Below are 17989 nucleotides of genomic sequence, written 5' to 3' on the forward strand. Positions count from 1 at the left end.
GGATCAGTCTATCTGCGCGGGGACGGGCTCCGGACGCGGGGGGCGCGCACGGTTCTTCACCGTCGACGCGTACACGTCTTCGTAGCGCTGCTCCCCCAACCGCTGCAGCGCGACCATGATCTCGTCGGTGATCGAGCGCAAGATGTACCGGTCACCCTCCATCCCGTGGAAACGGGAGAAGTCCAGCGGCTCACCGATGACGATGCCGACGCGAACGACATTGGGAAGTCGCTGTCCGATCGGCATCATCGTGTCGGTGTCGACCATGACGCACGGCACCACGGGCACGCGTGCCTCCAGCGCCATTCGGGCGATACCGGTGCGACCGCGATACAGCGTCCCGTCAGGGCTGCGCGTGCCTTCGGGGTAGATGCCGAGCAGGTCGCCGCGACCGAGCACCTGGAGTCCGGTGTTCAGGGACGCCTCGGACGCCTTGCCTCCGGAACGGTCGATCGGGAGCTGACCTGTGCCCTTGAAGAACATCCGGGTCGCCCACCCCTTGATTCCCTTGCCGGTGAAGTACTCACTCTTCGCCAGGAACGTCACAGGCCGATCCAACATGAGCGGCAAGAAGATGGAGTCGGCGAACGACAGATGGTTGCTCGCGAGGATCGCGGCGCCCGTCTTCGGCACGTGCCGTCGCCCGACGACCCAGGGACGGAAGATCGCCTTGAGAATCGGTCCGATGACCACGTACTTCATGAGCCAGTAGAACACCGCGCGGACATCCCTTCCTCATCGGCGTCCCCGAGTCTAGCCAAGACACACCGCGCACCTCGTCCGTCACACGATCAGCGCGACACCTGATCTCACCCGCCCTGACACCGAGTGTCATCCAGTAGGATCGAAGCACATCACCTCCGATGTTCACCGGTACCGAAGGAGCTGCCGTGGCCGAGTTCGAAACGCCCGCGATCATCACCGCTGATCCGCAGGCCAACACCACAGATCTGCTGGTCGAGCGCGTCAAGCTGACACCTGATCTGGCCTTGTTCGCCGTGCCCGAAGGCGAGGGCTGGCGGGACATCAGCGCATCGGATTTCCTCAATCAGGTCGTCGCGCTCGCAAAGGGCTTCGCCGCTGCCGGCATCGAGACAGGCGACAAGGTCGGTTTCATCGCCCGGACGACCTACGAGTGGAGCCTCGTCGACTTCGCGCTCTTCTTCGCCGGCGCGGTGATGGTGCCCATCTATGAGACCAGCTCCCCCGCACAGATCTCGTGGATCCTCTCGGACTCGGGGGCGGTCGCCTGCATCTGCGAGTCGACCGACCACGAGGAACGCCTGCGCGAGGTGCTGCCGGAGCTGCCCGAGGTCCGCACCACCTGGGCGATGCACCGTGGCGACCTCGCCACCCTCGCCGCGCAGGGCGTCGAGGTGACCGACGAAGAGATCGAACGACGCCGCACCACCGCGGTCGGCGCGGACATCGCGACCCTCATCTACACCTCGGGCTCGACCGGGCGCCCCAAGGGGTGCGTGCTCACCCACAGCAACTTCGTCGAGCTCTCCCGTAACTCCGCCGCGGCGCTTGCCGAAGTGGTCGCCGAGCCGGGAGCATCCACCCTGCTGTTCATCACGACCGCGCACGTGTTCGCCCGCTTCATCTCGATCCTCAACATCCACGCCGGGGTCAAGACGGGGCACCAGCCCGATACCAAACAGCTGCTGCCGGCTCTCGGCTCGTTCCAACCGACGTATCTGCTCGCCGTGCCCCGTGTGTTCGAGAAGGTCTACAACTCGGCCGAACAGAAGGCCGAGGCCGGAGGCAAGGGCAAGATCTTCCGCGCGGCGGCGCACGTCGCGATCGAGCACTCGAAGTACGTGCAGGAAGGTCGGCGCATCCCGTTGGGCATGGCGCTGAAGTTCCGACTCTTCGACAAGCTCGTCTACTCGAAGCTGCGCACCGCCATGGGCGGACGCGTGAAGTACGCCGTATCGGGTTCCGCACCCCTCGGGGAGCGCCTGGGCCACTTCTTCCACAGCCTGGGAGTCACGATCCTCGAGGGCTACGGCCTGACCGAGACGACGGCGCCCGCCACCGTCAACCTCGCGACGAAGTCCAAGATCGGCACTGTCGGCCCCGCACTCCCCGGCGTGGGTGTGCGCATCGCCGACGACGGCGAGATCGAGGTCCGCGGCATCAACGTCTTCAAGGAGTACTGGCGCAACCCCGAAGCCACCGCCGCCGCTTTCGACGGCGACTGGTTCAAGACGGGAGACGTCGGCCGGTTCGACGCCGACGGGCTCTTGCGGATCACCGGCCGAAAGAAGGAGATCCTCGTCACGGCCGGGGGTAAGAACGTCGCACCCGCGGCTCTCGAGGATCCGATGCGGGCCGCGCCGATCATCGGGCAGGTCGTCGTCGTCGGCGACCAGAAGCCGTTCATCTCGGCCCTGGTGACCCTCGACCCCGAGATGCTGCCGACGTGGCTTGCGAACAACGGGCTCCCGGCCGACATGTCGCTCGAGCAGGCCGCGGCCGACTCGACCGTGAACGCCGAGGTGCAGCGTGCCGTCGACAGAGCGAACGCGTTCGTCTCGCGCGCCGAGTCGGTGCGCAAGTTCACGATCCTCCCCACGGAGTGGACCGAGGCGAGCGGTCACCTCACCCCGAAGCTCAGCATCAAGCGCAACGTGATCCTGAGCGACTTCGAGGACGAGATCGAAGCGATGTATGCCGTCCCGGTGAACACCACCAACGTGTCCCTGGCGTAGCGCGAGCACACGGTGAGGGCCCCGGCACTGCCGGGGCCCTCACCGTTTCGGGATCGGTCCGTGCGTCAGAACCAGTCCGACTCGCGTACCTCACGCATTGCCACGCGACGACGCTCCGGGTCAAGCCGATCGAGGTAGAGCTTTCCGTCGAGGTGATCGGTCTCGTGCTGGAGGGCCTGCGCCAAGAGCCCCTCGCCCTCCAGAACCACCGGGTTTCCGTCGAGGTCGATGCCACGCACCTTGGCCCAGGGATAGCGCGGCGTGTCGTGCCAGAGTCCCGGCACCGAGAGGCAGCCTTCGCCCACCAGCTCGATCTCGCCGGCCACCTCGACGAGCTCGGGGTTGAGGACGTAGCCGATGTCACCGTCGATGTTGTAGCTGAACGCGCGGACGCCGACGCCGATCTGCGGAGCGGCGACACCCGCGCGACCGGGCAGCTCCACCGTCTCCAGCAGGTCTGCGACGAGCGCGCGCGTCCCGTCATCGATCTGCTCGATCGGCGTGCACGCCGAGCGCAGCACCGGATCACCGAAGACGCGGATGGGCCTGACGGTCATCGGGCGGTGCCCGCGCTCGCGGCCCGCAGCGCCTCGACGACGGCGGCCGCGAGCTGGCGCGCGGCCTCCCGCGTGGCGGGGGTGATGTCGCGGAAGGAGATCGCAGTACCGGCCGCGATGTGCGAGTCGTAGGGGATGGCGACGACCGAGCGCACGCGCGTGCGGAAGTGCGCGGCCACCTCGTTGGCCCGCACGAGAGGCGACCCCGGCCTCGTCGTGTTCAAGACGACGACGGCGTTTCGCACCTTGTCGGCGTGGCCGTTGGTCTCGAGCCAGGTGAGGGTCTCGGACGCCAGCCGGGCCTCATCGATGCTCAGCCCCGCCACGATCACGAGTGTGTCCGCGCGCTCCAGAGTTGCGCCCATCACGGAATGGACGATGCCGGTCCCCGTATCGGTGAGCACAACGGAGTAATAGTGAGCAGCCACCGACGCTGCCGCCCGGTAGTCCTCGTCGCCGAAGGCTTCGGACACGCGCGGGTCGGCATCCGACGCGAGGATGTCGAGTCGTGTCTCGTCGCGCGCCACGATCGTCGACAGGTCGTTGTACCCGCCGACCTCGCCCTGAATGCGCACCAGATCACGGATCGTCTTCCCACTGGTGCGCGAGATGCGGTCGGCGAGGGTGCCGCGATCGGGGTTGGCATCGACCGCGATGACCCGGTCGTCGCGAGCATCGGCGAGGGCCATGCCCAAGAGCGTCGTGACGGTGGTCTTGCCGACCCCGCCCTTGCGGCTGAGGATCGGGACGAATCGCGAGCCGCCGGGCAGGCCCGCGGCGATGCGGGCGTCGAGCTCTTTGCGTGCGCGCGCCCTCTTGCTGTCGCCGACGTTGATCAGTGTCCCCGACAGCCGATACAGGGTCGCCTGCCAGAAGCCTTCGGGCTCGACCTTGGTCACGTGATGCGGATCGAGCAGGCGCTCCGCAGTGAGGACGTCGGCTCCCTCGCGGCTCGCCTCGAGTTCACCGAGACGCTTAGAGGCCAGGGTCAGCTCGTACGAGGCCGGCGGGTTCTCCACGGCGCGCACCGGCTCAGCCACGGGCACCTCCACGCGCGCGTCCGCCGCGTCGTCGATCTCCGTCTCGTCCTCGATGATCTCCGCCTCCGCGGTGTCGAGCGGCTCCCGACGCTCGGACGATGCGAGTGCCTCCGCGACGGCATCGGCGGGCGCCTCGTCGTCCACGACGCTGTCGTCCTCATCGGCGCCGGCGCCGAACGAGACCGTCACCTGGGCGGTCGATCCGCCCAGGAAGATGCCGCTGGTGTCGGCCACTGGCTCATCGAGGACACCGTTGTCGTCCTCGTCGTGGTGCGACGGTGCCGAGCTCTCAGCCACGTGCACTCCCCCCTAGAAAATCTGCGCACGACGACGTGCCTGTCATCCTCCAGGCTATCCGGCGGGTCGAACCACCAGCAAAAGATCGCCGGCCTCGACGTGGTGCGTGCCGGTGATGACCAGCCGCTCCACCACGCCGTCGACCGGCGAGGTGATGGCCGCTTCCATCTTCATGGCCTCGATCGAGGCGACCGGCTGCCCGGCACTGACCTGCTCGCCGACGGCCGCCTTCACCGTGACCGCACCCGAGAACGGCGCAGCGATCTGACCCGGACGGGACGTGTCCGCCTTCTCCGCCTGACGCGCCTCGACGCTGATCGAGCGGTCCCTCACGAACACCGGGCGCAACTGACCGTTGAGCGTGGTCATCACGGTGCGCATGCCCTTCTCATCGGCCGCGCCGATCGCCTCGAGACCGACGAAGAGCTGGACGCCGCGCTCGATTTCGACGACGTGCTCCGCCCCGTGCTCGAGGCCGTACAGATAGTCGACGGTGTCCAGCACGCTGACATCGCCGTGCGACTCGCGGACGCGCTCGAACTCTCGGGTGGGAGCCGGGAAGAGCAGGCGGTTCAGGGCGCCGCGCCGCTGTTCGGAGGTTGCGTTCAGCGCCGCGGTGTCGGCATCCGTGAGCGGCGTCACGGCGGGGACAATCGACCGCCCCTGCAGCACCTTGGAGCGGAACGGCTCGGGCCAGCCACCCGGCAGATCACCGAGTTCCCCCGCCATGAACCCGACAACCGAGTCGGGGATGTCGTACTTCTCGGGGTTCGCAGCGAAGTCCGCAGGGTCCGCCTTCACCGCAGCCAGGTGCAGCGCGAGGTCACCGACGACCTTCGATGAGGGCGTCACCTTCGGAACCCGACCAAGGATCTCGTTCGCGGCTGCGTACATGTCCTCGATGAGCTCGAAGTCCTCTGCCAGGCCCAGGGCGATCGCCTGCTGACGCAGGTTGGACAACTGCCCACCCGGGATCTCGTGGCGATAGACGCGCCCCGTGGGCCCCGGAAGGCCGGACTCGAAGGGACGGTACAGGTGGCGCACCGCCTCCCAGTAGGGCTCGAGATCCGACACGGCTGCCAGCGACAGGCCGGTATCACGCTCGGTGTGCGCGAGCGCCGCGACCAGCGCCGACAACGAGGGCTGACTCGTCGTTCCGGCCATGGGCGCCGAGGCCGCGTCGACCGCGTCCGCGCCGGCGGCACTGGCCGCCAGCAGGGTCGCCAGCTGACCTCCCGCGGTGTCGTGTGTGTGGACATGGACCGGGAGGTCGAATCGCTCGCGCAGCGCGGAGACCAGCACGGAGGCCGCCCCCGGGCGCAGCAGCCCCGCCATGTCCTTGATCGCGAGAACGTGAGCGCCGGCATCGACGATCTGCTCCGTCAGACGCAGGTAGTAGTCCAGCGTGTAGAGATCCTCCGCGGGATCCAGCAGGTCCCCGGTGTAGCACATGGCCACCTCTGCCACGGCGGTGTCGGTGGTGAGCACCGCGTCGATGGCCGGACGCATCTGCGAGATGTCGTTGAGCGCGTCGAAGATCCGGAAGATGTCCACACCGCTGGCCGCGGCCTCCGCGACGAACGCGTCCGTGACCTCCGTCGGATACGGCGTGTACCCGACGGTGTTGCGCCCGCGCAGCAGCATCTGGATCGCGACGTTCGGCAGCGCGGCGCTGAGGCGATCGAGCCGCTCCCAGGGGTCCTCGCCGAGGAAGCGCAGTGCGACGTCGTATGTCGCCCCGCCCCAGGCCTCCACCGACAGCAGCTGCGGGGTCATGCGCGCCACGTACGGAGCAACGGCCATGAGGTCCCGCGTGCGCACCCGCGTGGCCAGCAGCGACTGGTGGGCATCGCGGAAGGTCGTGTCGGTGACCGCGAGCGCGGTCTGGTCCCGCAGCGCACGGGCGAAGCCGGAGGGACCGAGCTCGCGCAGCAGCTGACGGGAGCCCGCAGGTGCGGGAGAGGTCAGATCGATGGGCGGCAGCTTCAGTCGCGGCGAAACCGTGAGCGGGTTTTCTCCGTGGGGCTTGTTGACCGTGACATCCACGAGCCAGTTCAGCAGCTTCGAACCGCGGTCCTTCGACTCACGGCCACGCAGCAACTCCGGGCGCTCATCGATGAACGCGGTGCTCAGGTCACCCGCGAGGAAGGCAGGGTCATCGAGGACGGCCTGCAGGAACGGGATGTTGGTCGACACCCCCCGAATGCGGAACTCGGCCAAGGAGCGACGGGCCCGGGTGACCGCGGCCGCGAAGTCGCGCCCACGACAGGTGAGCTTGGCGAGCATGGAGTCGAAGTGCGGGCTGATCTGGGCCCCTGCCGCGGTCGTTCCGCCGTCCACGCGGATACCCGCGCCGCCCGGCGACCGGTAGGTGGTGATCTTGCCGGTGTCGGGACGGAACCCCTGCGTCGGGTCCTCCGTCGTGATGCGACACTGCAGCGCCGCGCCACGCAGATGGATGTCGCTCTGCTCGAGGCCGAGTTCAGTGAGGGTGACCCCCGCCGCGATCCGCATCTGGGACTGCACGAGGTCGACATCGGTGACCTCTTCGGTGACCGTGTGCTCGACCTGGATGCGCGGGTTCATCTCGATGAAGACGACCTCGCCGGCGCGGGGCCCGGCCGTCTCGAGCAGGAACTCGACGGTGCCGGCGTTCTGGTAGCCGATCGACTCGGCGAACGCCACGGCGTAACGGTGCAGGTCATCGCGCACCTGGGGGTCCAGATTCGGCGCCGGCGCGATCTCGATCACCTTCTGGTGGCGTCGCTGCACCGAGCAGTCTCGCTCGAACAGATGCACGGTGTTCCCACTGCCGTCCGCGAGGATCTGCACCTCAACGTGTCGCGGTCGCTGCACAGCCTGCTCGAGGAACACACGAGCATCGCCGAATGCACTCCCGGCCTCGCGCATCGCCTCGGCGAGGGCCGGCGGAAGCTCGGCCGGCGTCTCGACGCGGCGCATCCCGCGCCCGCCGCCGCCGGCGACGGCCTTCACGAAGATCGGGAAGCCGATCGTCGGCGCCTGGGCCACGAGCCCCTCGACATCGTCGGATGCCTCAGTCGAGCGGAGCACCGGGACACCGGCGGCGATCGCGTGCTCCTTGGCGGTGACCTTGTTGCCCGCCATCTCGAGGACGGAGGCGGGCGGTCCGATGAAGGTGATGCCGGCAGCGCGGGCCTTCTCGGCCAGCTCCGGGTTCTCGGAGAGGAACCCGTAGCCGGGGTAGATCGCGTCGGCGCCGCACTCGCGCGCGACCCTCACGATCTCATCGACGTCGAGGTAGGCCCTGACCGGATGTCCGGGCTCCCCGATCTGATAGGCCTCGTCGGCCTTGAGGCGGTGGAGCGAGTAGCGGTCCTCGAAGGGATACACCGCGACGGTGCGGGCACCCAACTCGAAGGCTGCTCGGAAGGCTCGAATGGCAATCTCGCCGCGGTTGGCGACCAGGATCTTGCGGAACATCACACCTCACTGTTGGTGACGGAGTGGCCTGAGTGTGTTCACAGCCTAGGGGACGGTAACGTAGTGCCTCGTGCACGTACTGTCCGTGAGTTCGCTCAAGGGAGGTGTCGGCAAGACGACCGTCACCTTGGGCCTTGCCTCCGCCGCCTTCGCCCGAGGGGTGCGCACCCTCGTGGTCGACCTCGACCCGCAGTCGGATGTCTCGACCGGCATGGATATTCAGGTGGCCGGTCGCCTCAACATCGCCGACGTGCTCGGCAATCCGAAAGAGAAGACCGTCCGCCAGGCGATCACCTCCAGCGGATGGTCGAAGGTGCACCCGGGCACGATCGACGTGCTCATCGGCAGCCCGTCCGCCATCAACTTCGACGGCCCCCACCCCAGCGTCCGCGACGTGTGGAAATTGGAGGAGGCACTCGCGACGATCGAGGCCGACTACGACCTGGTGCTGATCGACTGCGCCCCGTCACTGAACGCACTCACACGCACAGCATGGGCCGCAAGCGATCGGGTGATCGTCGTGACCGAGCCGGGACTGTTCTCGGTTGCAGCCGCCGACCGGGCCCTCCGTGCGATCGAAGAGATCCGACGCGGCCTCTCCCCCCGTCTCCAGCCCCTCGGGATCGTCGTCAACCGTGTTCGCCCGCAGTCGATCGAGCACCAGTTCCGCATCAAGGAGCTCCGCGAGATGTTCGGCCCGCTGGTGCTGTCGCCGCAGTTGCCCGAGCGCACCTCGCTGCAGCAGGCACAGGGTGCGGCAAAGCCCTTGCACATCTGGCCCGGTGACTCCGCGCAGGAGCTGGCCGCCGACTTCGACGCGCTGCTGGACCGCATCATCCGCACGGGCCGCATCCCGGCTCCCGACGCCGCGTCCTGACGGCGAAGACGCGCTTACCGTGTGCCGACGACTCTGATCAGGCGGAGCGGGCGGCCCGACGCGCCGCAAGCTCGTCGACCGGGTCCGATTCCTGCGGAGTGAACTCGACGAGGGTCGACTCCACCTCTCGCAGCACCTTGCCGACGGCGATACCGAACACGCCCTGGCCGCGACTCACGAGATCGATCACCTCGTCGTTCGAGGTGCACAGATAGACCGACGCACCGTCGCTCATGAGCGTGGTACCCGCGAGGTCGCGCACTCCCGCGGCACGCAGCTGGTCGACAGCGGTGCGGATCTGCTGAAGCGAGATGCCGGTGTCGAGGAGACGCTTGACGAGTTTGAGGACGAGGATGTCACGGAAGCCGTACAGGCGCTGTGTACCCGATCCCGACGCACCTCGCACGGTCGGTTCGACCAATCCGGTGCGGGCCCAATAGTCGAGCTGTCGATACGTGATTCCAGCGGCACGTGCGGCCATTGCGCCGCGGTAGCCGACCTCGTCATCCAGCTCGGGAAGTCCGTCGGTGAAAAGGAGGTCTGCCGTCAGGCTGGGCGCATCAGCCGCCTCGTGTGCCGTCATGGCTACCTCCCGTTTGTTTCGGACATGTCAACGCTAGATGAGCCCCGAGCGGTGAGCAACGACATCCGTCGATTGCGCCTCGGCGTGTCGCCTACGGCAGGAGTCGATCGAGGGCGCCCCGCACGAACACGGCACGCACCTCCTCCATCCGTCGGGCAAGTTCCGGAGCCAACTCCTCGGCGCGGCCGCGGGACGTCGCGTCGGTGCGACGCGACAGCGGCGCGAGGGCCTTCTCGATCAGCGCGGCATCCTGTTCGGCGCTCTGCCGAACAGCGCGGAGATGGCGCGGCTCGATTCCGTGCCGATCGAGGGCGACCAATGCGCGAAGGAGCGCGACGGTCTGCTCGCCGTAGCTGTCCGAGGCGGTGATGACGCCCGTGCTGATCGCGTCGTTGAGCAGCTGGGGAGCAGCACCGGCGGCCGCGAGCAGGTCTTCTCGCCGATAGCGGCGCGGGGCCTGGACGATCGAGGTGGGAGGCGCGGGGATGGGCGTCGCGGGGTCGCGCCCTGCCTCGACGTCGTCGAGGTAGTCGCGGATCACCATGAGCGGCAGATAGTGATCACGCTGCAGAGTGAGCGCCAGGCGCAACCGCTCGATATCGGCGAGCGAGAACTTGCGGTACCCCGAATCGGTGCGCGTCGGGGAGACGATGCCCTGTACCTCGAGGAAGCGCAGCTTGCTGGAGGTCAGGCTCGGGAAATCGGGAGAGAGCCGTGCGAGCACCTGACCGATGCTGAGCAGACCCGCAGCGGAGGATCGGTCGTGGGCGGGAAGTCCCGCCATCAGTTCTGCGCCGCCGGGGTGAGATCGGCGGGCGAGACGAAGAAGTTCAGTCGGAACTTGCCGACGCGCGCCTCGGCGCCGTTGGTCAGCACAGCGCGATCGACCCGCTCGCCGTTGACGTAGGTGCCGTTCAGCGAGCGCTGGTCGACGATCTCGAACGTCTTGTCGGTGCGGGTGATCTCGGCGTGACGCCGGGAGACCGTGACATCGTCGAAGAAGATGTCAGCCTCGGGGTGGCGACCCACGGTGGTCACGTCGGCGTCCAAGAGATAGCGGGCACCGGCGGTGGGGCCCGATCGCACGATCATGAGCGCAGAGCCTGTGGGCAGCGCGTCGATCGCCTCGAGCTCGATCTCGCTGAGCTCGCTGCCGAACGGCACGAACGACAGATCGGAATCGTGGCCGAACGACACCGTGGTGTCGATGCCGCGCGCGTGCGTTCCGGCCGCCGCGGCGTCGCCGGACGCGCGACGGATGTCGCCGGATTCGGCAGGTGATTCGTCAACCACGATGGCCTCCTTCTGACGCCCCACAATAGCCCGAAATGAGATGCGATTGTCGAGCGCGCCGTCCGGTCCGCTCCGCCGCGGGCCCCTGACGTTCGGAGGGTTCCCGACCCGCTCCTGGCGATAGGCTGGAGGCATGCCTCACTACGACGTCGTCATCCTTGGTGCAGGCCCCGGCGGGTACGTCGCGGCCATCCGTTGTGCACAGCTGGGTCTGTCCACTGCCATCATCGAAGAGAAGTACTGGGGCGGTGTGTGCCTCAACGTGGGCTGCATCCCCTCGAAGGCTCTCCTGAAGAACGCCGAGCTGGCGCACACCTTCACCCACAAGGCCGATCTGTTCGGCATCTCCGGAGACGTGCACTTCGACTTCGGCAAGGCGTGGGACCGCAGCCGCAGCGTTGCGCAGACCAACGTCAAGGGCATCCACTTCCTGATGAAGAAGAACAAGGTGACCGAGTACGAGGCGCGCGGCACGTTCGTCGACGCGCACACGATCACCGCGACCAAGGCCGACGGCGGGGTCGAGACCGTCACGTTCGACAACGCGATCATCGCGACCGGCTCGACGGTGCGCCTGCTCCCGGGCGTCACGCTCAGCGAGAACGTCGTCACCTACGAGGAGCAGATCCTCAGTCGCGAACTCCCCTCCTCCATCGCCATCGTCGGCGCCGGCGCCATCGGCATGGAGTTCGCCTACGTCATGTCGAACTTCGGCGTGAAGGTCACGATCATCGAGTTCCTGGACCGCGCCCTTCCCAACGAGGACGAGGAGGTCTCCAAGGAGATCGCGCGACAGTACAAGAAGTACGGCATCGAGCTGCTGACCTCCACCAAGGTCGACAGCGTCGTGGACCACGGCGATCGCGTGACCGTCAGCTACACGGGCAACAAGGACGGCGCCCAGGGCTCCATCGACGTCGACAAGGTCCTCATGTCGATCGGTTTCGCGCCGCGCGTCGAGGGCTTCGGCCTCGAGAACACGGGCGTCGCCCTCACCGAGCGCGGTGCGATCGCGATCGATGACGTCATGCGTACGAACGTCCCGCACATCTTCGCGATCGGCGATGTGACGGCCAAGCTGCAGCTCGCCCACGTCGCAGAGGCGCAGGGCGTCGTGGCCGCCGAGACCATCGGCAAGGCCGAGACGATGACGCTCGGTGACTACCGCATGATGCCGCGAGCCACGTTCTGCTCGCCGCAGATCGCCAGCTTCGGCCTCACCGAGCAGCAGGCCCGCGACGAGGGCTACGACGTCCGTGTCGCGAAGTTCCCGTTCAGCGCGAGTGGCAAGGCGAACGGCATCGGCGAGCCCGTCGGCTTCGTCAAGGTCATCGCCGACGGCGAGCACCTCGAGTTGCTGGGTGCGCACATGATCGGGCCGGACGTCTCGGAACTTCTGCCCGAGCTCACTCTCGCGCAGAAGTGGGACCTCACCGCGCTCGAAGCGGCCCGCAACATCCACACCCACCCGACGCTTTCGGAAGCGGTCCAGGAGGCCTTCCATGGGCTTGCGGGTCACATGATCAACCTCTGATCCCTCACGCGACAGCGGCCGGACACCCTCGGGTTCCGGCCGCTGTCGCGTCTTCGGAAAGTCAGAGCCCGAGGGCTCGCGCGAGCTTGGAGTCGGTGAGCGCGTCGCACGCGCCCGCGTCGAAACACAGCTCCCGCACCGCGGCGAAGAACCGGCCGTGGTCCCGGGGCGCGGCGGGTCCGAGTTCGATCTCCCACTCACGCCACGTGCGCTCAGTGCCGTGCCGCACATCGACGGCGCGCACCCGGTCATCGACGAACTCGGCGATCACGCCGCCCTGCGCGTCCCGCAGCACGACCGCCGTGCGGCTGTTGCGGATGCGGGCGATCTCACCGAGCGGCCGATCGGTCAGATCGGTGATCGCCGTGCGGATCCGTCCCGGCACGGGGTCCTCCTCGTCGAACTCGTCACCCAGCGCCCACCCCGTCTCGAGTCGCGCCGCACCCTGACGCGGTCCCTTGAGGTGCCAGCCCTCGTCGGGGCCACCCTCGCGCCGTCGGAGCGCATAGTGCGCACGACCCAGCACATAGTCCTCGGTGTCGAAATAGCGCGCGTCGAGCTCACGCTGCTCGGGCGCATCGACGGAGGCCACACCGGGCAGCACACGCCAGTCGGGCGCTGCGGTCCTCTCATCGACGTCGAAGGTCACTTCGACCTCCCACGTCTGCGAGGGCTCGGTCGGTTCAGGCATCCTGTCCTTTCTGCTCGGGCTCTCCGGACCGAACCGAGGTCTCCTTCGCGACCTCGGCGCGCGCATCGGCGAGTTCTGCCTCGATGCGTCGGAGCGCGATCTCCGCGCGGCGCACCCGTCGCTGTCCGAATGTGGCCGGAGCGCGTGGGCGTCCCGCGGCACCGCTCTCCTCTGCGGCCACGATCACGTAGGTGCACGCGATGAGAATGACCTGAGCCGACAGGTTGATCCACAGCAGCAGGGCGATCAACGATGCGAACGTCGCCAGGAGGGGGTTCGCCGACGCCCCCGCGACGAACAGTCCCGACAGCTGCTGCAGCACGGTCAGTCCGAGCGCCCCGATCAGCGACCCGGCCCACAGCGCTCGCGCCGGGGGACGGACACCCGAGAGAACCACGAACACGAAGGCCACGATCCCGACATCCAGCGCGAAGACGACCAGCACACCGACGCCGCGCGCCACCCACGATCCGAGCGGCTGCGCATCGGCGACGCCGAGCCATCCGAGGAGCGTCACCACCCCGGCGGTGCCGAAATAGGTCAGGACAGCCGATACGGCGACCGCCACGCCGATCCCGGCCGCGAGCAGCAGGTTGCGCACCATGACCCAGAGCCAGAACCCGGTGTCGTGGACGCTCCCCGAGATGATCCGCAGCGCAGAACGCAGCGATCCGACCGCTCCGATCGAGGCGAGCACCAGGGCGAGGACCGAGAAGATCGTCGCAGTGGCGATCCCCGCCGTCAGCGATGAGGTCGGGATGACGCCGTCCTGCCCGATGAGACCGGGGATCGCAGCGTCGACGGCCTGCACCAGCGCATTCCACGCGACCGGATTGTCCGCCAGCCACCGGGCTGCCAGCGAGAACCCGAGCAGGGCGGCGGCGAACACGCTGAACAGCGCCCGATAGGTCACGCTGTCGGCCAGCGCCGGTCCGCGCTTCTCGCCGTAGAGCAGATACGCCCTCACGACCCGCAGGGACAATGCCCACGCGACGACCGGATCGACGATGCGCTTCACGAAGGGGGGCATGCCAGCCAGGCTACCGGCGTGATCACCGGCCGCGGGACCTCACATCGCCGGGACCATGGCGGTCCATGCCCCGCCGATCATCCAGGGCCCGAACGGGATCGCCGCGCCGCGGTCGCCGCGCGCGACGATGACCGCCCCGAGCGCGGCCAGCCCTCCCAGAACAAAGGCGAAGGCGGTGCCGAGAATCACCGTCGGCCACCCCCACCAACCCAGGTGCAGGCCGACCACGGCGGCGAGTTTGACATCCCCCGCCCCGATGCCGGCAGGCGTCGCCAGCCACAGGAGGAGATAGCCGGCACCGACCGCACCGGCGCCGAGGACCGCTCCCCAGCTGCGCCCGGGTGCATCTGCGGCGAAGGCCGCGAGCGGCAGCAGGATGCAGCCGACTCCGCCTGCGAGGGACACCCAGCGGTTCGGCAGTCGGTGGGTGCGCAGATCGATGACCGCCAGGAGGATCCCCAGCACACCGAAACACGCGTAGGCGGCAGCCACACAAACGATCGACACCGGGGGCATGGCCCTCGACCCTAGGTCGCGCTGACCCCCGCCTCACCCTCGTCCGGGCTCTGCTGTGGATAACCGCGGCTGCGGCGCCATGCGGCTCCCTCGGGCCAACTGGCGGCGAACGTCGGAACGACCCGCCATACGCGTCGGGCGAGCGCGCGCACGCTCATCACTGGCCGGGCCGAGACCGGCATCGTCAGCGTGCGGTCCCACCGGACCCCATCAGCACGGCGCAGCCGGATCGTCAAGTCCAGGTCGTCGTGGATGTGCGGGTTCGTGCGGTCGACCTCGGTGCGCACACGCCCCCAGATCGGAGCTCGCATCGCGAAGTTCGAACCGTAGACGAGCGGGATACCCAACCACAGGTTGATCCAGAATCTTCCCCCACCGATGTACCAGTGCTCGCCGAGATAGCGCAGAAGCGCGTTCGCCCCGTACATCTCGGCTCCGCCGGTGAGCACGCCGAGCGACGGGTCGGCCGAGAAAGCCCCCTCCAGACGCTGGAGCCAGTCCGGGTGTGGGCGGGAATCCGCGTCTATGCGTGCGATCAGATCGCAATCGGCCAGCGCCGCGTCGTAGCCGTGGGCCGCGGCCGGCCAGATGCCGATCAGCGATTCGTGCCGCACCTCGACACCGGCCGCGCGCGCGACCTCGACGGAGTCGTCGCCGCTGTCGTTGTCGACGACGATGACGCGATCAGCGGGCCGGGACTGCACCGCCAGCGCCGCGAGGCACGAACGCAGCACGTCCGCATCGTCACGGCACGGCACGACCACCGCGATGCGCATTGCCGAGGACACCCCGTCACCTTATCGGCGACGCGGCACGGTCCCCCACAGGTGGGACCAAAGGCCCTGTTTCGGCATGTCGGCCCAGACCAGACTGATGTACATCACAACTACATCGACGGTCATTCCCCCCACGACCGTCACCGTCGTCGCCGCACGAACCGTCGGCGACTCCCGCGGGTGAGGCATCCGGCGCATCGGACCTGGTGCATCGAAACGCCGTCGATCTGCAACCTCCCCGCGCCGGCCGCCGCGGCATCCGACTCGTCACCGGATGCCGCGGCGCCCTCATGTCTGCGGGCGTAGCGTCACGGCGTGCGGTGCGAGGTCGCGTACACCGCTGCCTGCGTCCGTCGCTCCATGCCGAGTTTTCGCAGCAGGCCGGTGACGTAGTTCTTGACGGTCTTCTCCATGAGGTCGAGTCGCTCACCGATCTGGCGGTTCGTCAGTCCCTCGGCGATCAGCTCGAGCACCTGCCGTTCCCGTTCGGTGAGATCGACGCCGGGTGTCTGCGTGACCGGCTGCTTCTGCGCATCCGTGCGCACACGCTCCGCTGCGGCCGATGCCAGCAAGTTACGACCGGCGGCGACCGCGCGGATGCCCTCCAGCAGACCGTTGGCCTTGATGTCCTTGAGCACATACCCCGACGCACCCGCGAGCACGGCGGCGTAGCTCGCCTCGTCATCGTCGTAGGCGGTGAGGATCAGGCATCTGATGTCCGGATGCTTCGAGCGGATGTCACGGCACACGTCGATCCCGCTGCCGTCGGGGAGCCGCATGTCGAGCACCGCGACATCGGGAAGCGTCGCGGCAACGCGCCCGAGGGTCTGCCGCGCGGTGGATGCCTCGCCGATGACCTCCATGTCCCGCTCCGCGTCGATGAGGTCGACGATGCCGCGACGCACGATCTCATGGTCGTCCAGGACGAAGACTCTGATCACAGGGGCTCACTTCCGGTGAGAGGGACGCTCCAGCGCAGGCGAGTGCCTCCCGCGCTCTGGGCCGTGACGGAGAACTCGCCGCCGCGAGAGACGGCCCGCTGCTCCAGGTTATCGACTCCGCTGCGCCGCGCGGGCGCGGCGGGTATGCCGATCCCGTCGTCGTCGATCTCGACCACCAGGGCGTTCTCGGCGATCGCGACCCGCACCGAGATCTCCCGGGCGCGCGCGTGCCGGATGACATTGCTCAGTCCCTCGCGGACGACCGCGACGACGTCCTCGGCCAGGTCCACATCGGTGCGCACGTCCAGCGGCCCGTGGAAGACCACCCGCGGCGGCGTCTCGAGCGACGCGGACACCTCGGCCACGACATCCACGACCCGATGCCGCACCGAGCCCAGCGATGCCCGCGGCTGGCGCAGCGCGAAGATGACGGTGCGGATCTCAGCGATCGCGGCATCCAGGGTCTCGATTTGATCCGACACCGCCGTGCGCGCCTCACCCGGAAGACGCCCGGAAATCGATTGGAGGGAAAGACCGGCGCCGAACAGCCGCTGGATCACGTGGTCGTGCAGATCGCGGGCGATGCGCGCGCGCTCGTCCATGAGCGCGAGCTGCTCGCGGTCGGCGCGCGCGCGAGCCATCTCGAGGGCGATGGTGGCCTGCTCGGCGAGGTCGGCGGCGAGGTCGACGTCATGCTCGGTGAAGCGGACGCCGCCGGGCGGCCGGGCGATCGTGAGCACCATCGGAACCCGGGCAGCGCCCCACATCGGCACCACGACGGTCGGCCCCCACTGCAGCCGCTCGCCGCCGATCGTCATGCTCTGCTCGGTGACCTGCAACGGCTGCCAGCTCTCGATGACCCGGCCCATCAGCGTCCCCGCGCGCGGAAGGACGGCACCGTCCCAACCGTCCGCACCGTGGCCGCGGGCGACATCCACGCACAGCGCGCCGTCGCCGACCGTGGAGGCGACGACGACCGCCGCGGCATCGGTGAGCGGCACGAGCTTGTCGGCCAGGAGCTGCAGGGGCCTGCCGGTCTTGTCCGAGAACATCGCCGCGCTCATCTCGGCAGCCGCCGCCGCCCAGCGTTCACGGCGCAGCGACTCCTCGTAGAGGCGGGCGTTGTCGATCGCGATTCCCGCCGTGGCGGCGAGGGTCTCCAGAAGCTCGGTGTCCTCGGCGGTGAACCCACCCTCGCCGTGCTCGGTCAGGTAGAGGTTGCCGAAGACCTCGCCGCGGATCCGGATGGGCACGCCGACGAAACTGTCCATGGGCGGATGATGCGCGGGAAAGCCCGTGGAGCGCGGATCGTCACCGAGGTGTTCGAGCCGGATCGGATGCGGATCATGGATGAGCGCCCCGAGGAGGCCGTGCCCTTCGGGCGGAGCCCCGATCGCCCGCGCTTCGGCGGCGTCGAGCCCGACGTGAATGAACTGCTCGAGCATTCCATCGGGTCCGATGACGCCGAGGGCGCCGTAGCGGGCACCGACCAGTTCGACGGCCGCCTGGACGATCCGCTTCAGGACGGCGCCGAGATCAAGCTGGCTGACGACGGCCTCATTGGCCTGCAGCAGGCTGCGTAGTCGCGCCTCGATATCCGCCATCCGCCCTCCGCTCCCGGCTGTGAGCCTATCGCGCGGGACCTTTGCCCCTGTCTGGGCGCGACCTTCGATCG

The 17989-nt window shown here is 68.4% G+C and carries 16 protein-coding genes; 3 read left to right on the plus strand and 13 right to left on the minus strand.

Features of this window, described 5'->3' with window-relative positions; all coding sequences use genetic code 11:
• Positions 1-3: 3 nt before the first annotated feature.
• Positions 4-717, minus strand: coding sequence for a lysophospholipid acyltransferase family protein (locus ABD206_RS05420; RefSeq protein ID WP_344070177.1), 714 nt, complete (start codon positions 715-717; stop codon positions 4-6).
• Between the two features lie 173 nt (positions 718-890).
• Here ABD206_RS05420 and ABD206_RS05425 point away from each other — a divergent pair, with 173 nt between their 5' ends.
• A complete protein-coding gene (locus ABD206_RS05425) occupies positions 891-2717 on the plus strand; it encodes an AMP-dependent synthetase/ligase (RefSeq protein WP_344070179.1) in 1827 nt (608 codons plus the stop codon).
• Between the two features lie 65 nt (positions 2718-2782).
• Here ABD206_RS05425 and def read toward each other — a convergent pair whose 3' ends face one another.
• From def to ABD206_RS05440, 3 genes are read right to left on the minus strand one after another with little or no spacing between them, the layout of a single operon-like run.
• On the minus strand, positions 2783-3274 hold the full coding sequence (gene def, locus ABD206_RS05430; RefSeq protein ID WP_344070181.1) for a peptide deformylase: 492 nt from the start codon (positions 3272-3274) through the stop codon (positions 2783-2785).
• Positions 3271-4611 (minus strand): MinD/ParA family ATP-binding protein, encoded by a 1341-nt coding sequence (locus ABD206_RS05435; protein ID WP_344070183.1) that lies wholly within the window; start codon positions 4609-4611, stop codon positions 3271-3273. Before ABD206_RS05435 ends, def begins: the two co-directional genes overlap by 4 nt.
• 54 nt (positions 4612-4665) lie before the next feature.
• The gene (locus ABD206_RS05440) at positions 4666-8073 is read right to left on the minus strand and encodes a pyruvate carboxylase (RefSeq protein WP_344070185.1); all 3408 of its coding nucleotides are present in this window, start codon (positions 8071-8073) and stop codon (positions 4666-4668) included.
• A gap of 70 nt (positions 8074-8143) precedes the next feature.
• Between ABD206_RS05440 and ABD206_RS05445 the strand changes: the two genes are divergently transcribed.
• Entirely contained in the window at positions 8144-8950 is an 807-nt protein-coding gene (locus ABD206_RS05445; protein ID WP_344070186.1) for a ParA family protein, read from the plus strand.
• Positions 8951-8987: 37 nt separating this feature from the next.
• Here the strand turns inward: ABD206_RS05445 and ABD206_RS05450 are convergent, their stop codons facing one another.
• The 3 genes from ABD206_RS05450 to ABD206_RS05460 form a co-directional block, all read right to left on the minus strand.
• On the minus strand, positions 8988-9533 hold the full coding sequence (locus tag ABD206_RS05450; RefSeq protein ID WP_344070187.1) for a MerR family transcriptional regulator: 546 nt from the start codon (positions 9531-9533) through the stop codon (positions 8988-8990).
• A gap of 91 nt (positions 9534-9624) precedes the next feature.
• The gene (gene ftsR, locus ABD206_RS05455) at positions 9625-10317 is read right to left on the minus strand and encodes a transcriptional regulator FtsR (protein WP_344070189.1); all 693 of its coding nucleotides are present in this window, start codon (positions 10315-10317) and stop codon (positions 9625-9627) included.
• Positions 10317-10826 (minus strand): FHA domain-containing protein, encoded by a 510-nt coding sequence (locus tag ABD206_RS05460; RefSeq protein ID WP_344070191.1) that lies wholly within the window; start codon positions 10824-10826, stop codon positions 10317-10319. The genes ftsR and ABD206_RS05460 overlap by 1 nt, the downstream gene beginning before the upstream one ends.
• Before the next feature lie 133 nt (positions 10827-10959).
• Here ABD206_RS05460 and lpdA point away from each other — a divergent pair, with 133 nt between their 5' ends.
• Positions 10960-12360 carry a dihydrolipoyl dehydrogenase gene (gene lpdA / locus ABD206_RS05465; protein WP_344070193.1) on the plus strand — a complete coding sequence of 467 codons (1401 nt, stop codon included), beginning with the start codon at positions 10960-10962 and terminating at the stop codon, positions 12358-12360.
• 61 nt (positions 12361-12421) lie between these two features.
• Here lpdA and ABD206_RS05470 read toward each other — a convergent pair whose 3' ends face one another.
• The 6 genes from ABD206_RS05470 to ABD206_RS05495 all read right to left on the minus strand — a co-directional run bounded on the left by ABD206_RS05470 (position 12422) and on the right by ABD206_RS05495 (position 17918).
• Positions 12422-13051 carry a CYTH domain-containing protein gene (locus tag ABD206_RS05470; protein ID WP_344070195.1) on the minus strand — a complete coding sequence of 210 codons (630 nt, stop codon included), beginning with the start codon at positions 13049-13051 and terminating at the stop codon, positions 12422-12424.
• On the minus strand, positions 13044-14081 hold the full coding sequence (locus tag ABD206_RS05475) for a YihY/virulence factor BrkB family protein (protein WP_344070197.1): 1038 nt from the start codon (positions 14079-14081) through the stop codon (positions 13044-13046). Before ABD206_RS05475 ends, ABD206_RS05470 begins: the two co-directional genes overlap by 8 nt.
• Before the next feature lie 39 nt (positions 14082-14120).
• Positions 14121-14597 carry a prepilin peptidase gene (locus ABD206_RS05480; RefSeq protein ID WP_344070199.1) on the minus strand — a complete coding sequence of 159 codons (477 nt, stop codon included), beginning with the start codon at positions 14595-14597 and terminating at the stop codon, positions 14121-14123.
• Positions 14598-14608: 11 nt separating this feature from the next.
• A complete protein-coding gene (locus ABD206_RS05485) occupies positions 14609-15385 on the minus strand; it encodes a glycosyltransferase family A protein (RefSeq protein ID WP_344070201.1) in 777 nt (258 codons plus the stop codon).
• Positions 15386-15681: 296 nt separating this feature from the next.
• Complete coding sequence (locus ABD206_RS05490; RefSeq protein WP_344070203.1) at positions 15682-16314, minus strand: response regulator; 633 nt, start codon at positions 16312-16314, stop codon at positions 15682-15684.
• On the minus strand, positions 16311-17918 hold the full coding sequence (locus tag ABD206_RS05495; protein WP_344070205.1) for a GAF domain-containing sensor histidine kinase: 1608 nt from the start codon (positions 17916-17918) through the stop codon (positions 16311-16313). The genes ABD206_RS05490 and ABD206_RS05495 overlap by 4 nt, the downstream gene beginning before the upstream one ends.
• Between the last annotated feature and the right edge of the window lie 71 nt (positions 17919-17989).

It is taken from the genome of Microbacterium sediminicola, assembly GCF_039531125.1.
In the GTDB taxonomy this organism is placed as follows: domain Bacteria; phylum Actinomycetota; class Actinomycetes; order Actinomycetales; family Microbacteriaceae; genus Microbacterium; species Microbacterium sediminicola.

Bases quoted from the DNA above. Each gene is read 5' to 3' on its own strand.
- ABD206_RS05480 (WP_344070199.1), bottom strand. From the start codon at position 14,597: ATGCCCCCGGTGTCGATCGTTTGTGTGGCTGCCGCCTACGCGTGTTTC.
- ABD206_RS05495 (WP_344070205.1), bottom strand. From the start codon at position 17,918: ATGGCGGATATCGAGGCGCGACTACGCAGCCTGCTGCAGGCCAATGAG.
- ftsR (WP_344070189.1), bottom strand. From the start codon at position 10,317: ATGGCGGGACTTCCCGCCCACGACCGATCCTCCGCTGCGGGTCTGCTC.
- ABD206_RS05440 (WP_344070185.1), bottom strand. From the start codon at position 8,073: ATGTTCCGCAAGATCCTGGTCGCCAACCGCGGCGAGATTGCCATTCGA.
- def (WP_344070181.1), bottom strand. From the start codon at position 3,274: ATGACCGTCAGGCCCATCCGCGTCTTCGGTGATCCGGTGCTGCGCTCG.
- lpdA (WP_344070193.1), top strand. From the start codon at position 10,960: ATGCCTCACTACGACGTCGTCATCCTTGGTGCAGGCCCCGGCGGGTAC.
- ABD206_RS05470 (WP_344070195.1), bottom strand. From the start codon at position 13,051: ATGCCTGAACCGACCGAGCCCTCGCAGACGTGGGAGGTCGAAGTGACC.
- ABD206_RS05475 (WP_344070197.1), bottom strand. From the start codon at position 14,081: ATGCCCCCCTTCGTGAAGCGCATCGTCGATCCGGTCGTCGCGTGGGCA.
- ABD206_RS05450 (WP_344070187.1), bottom strand. From the start codon at position 9,533: ATGACGGCACACGAGGCGGCTGATGCGCCCAGCCTGACGGCAGACCTC.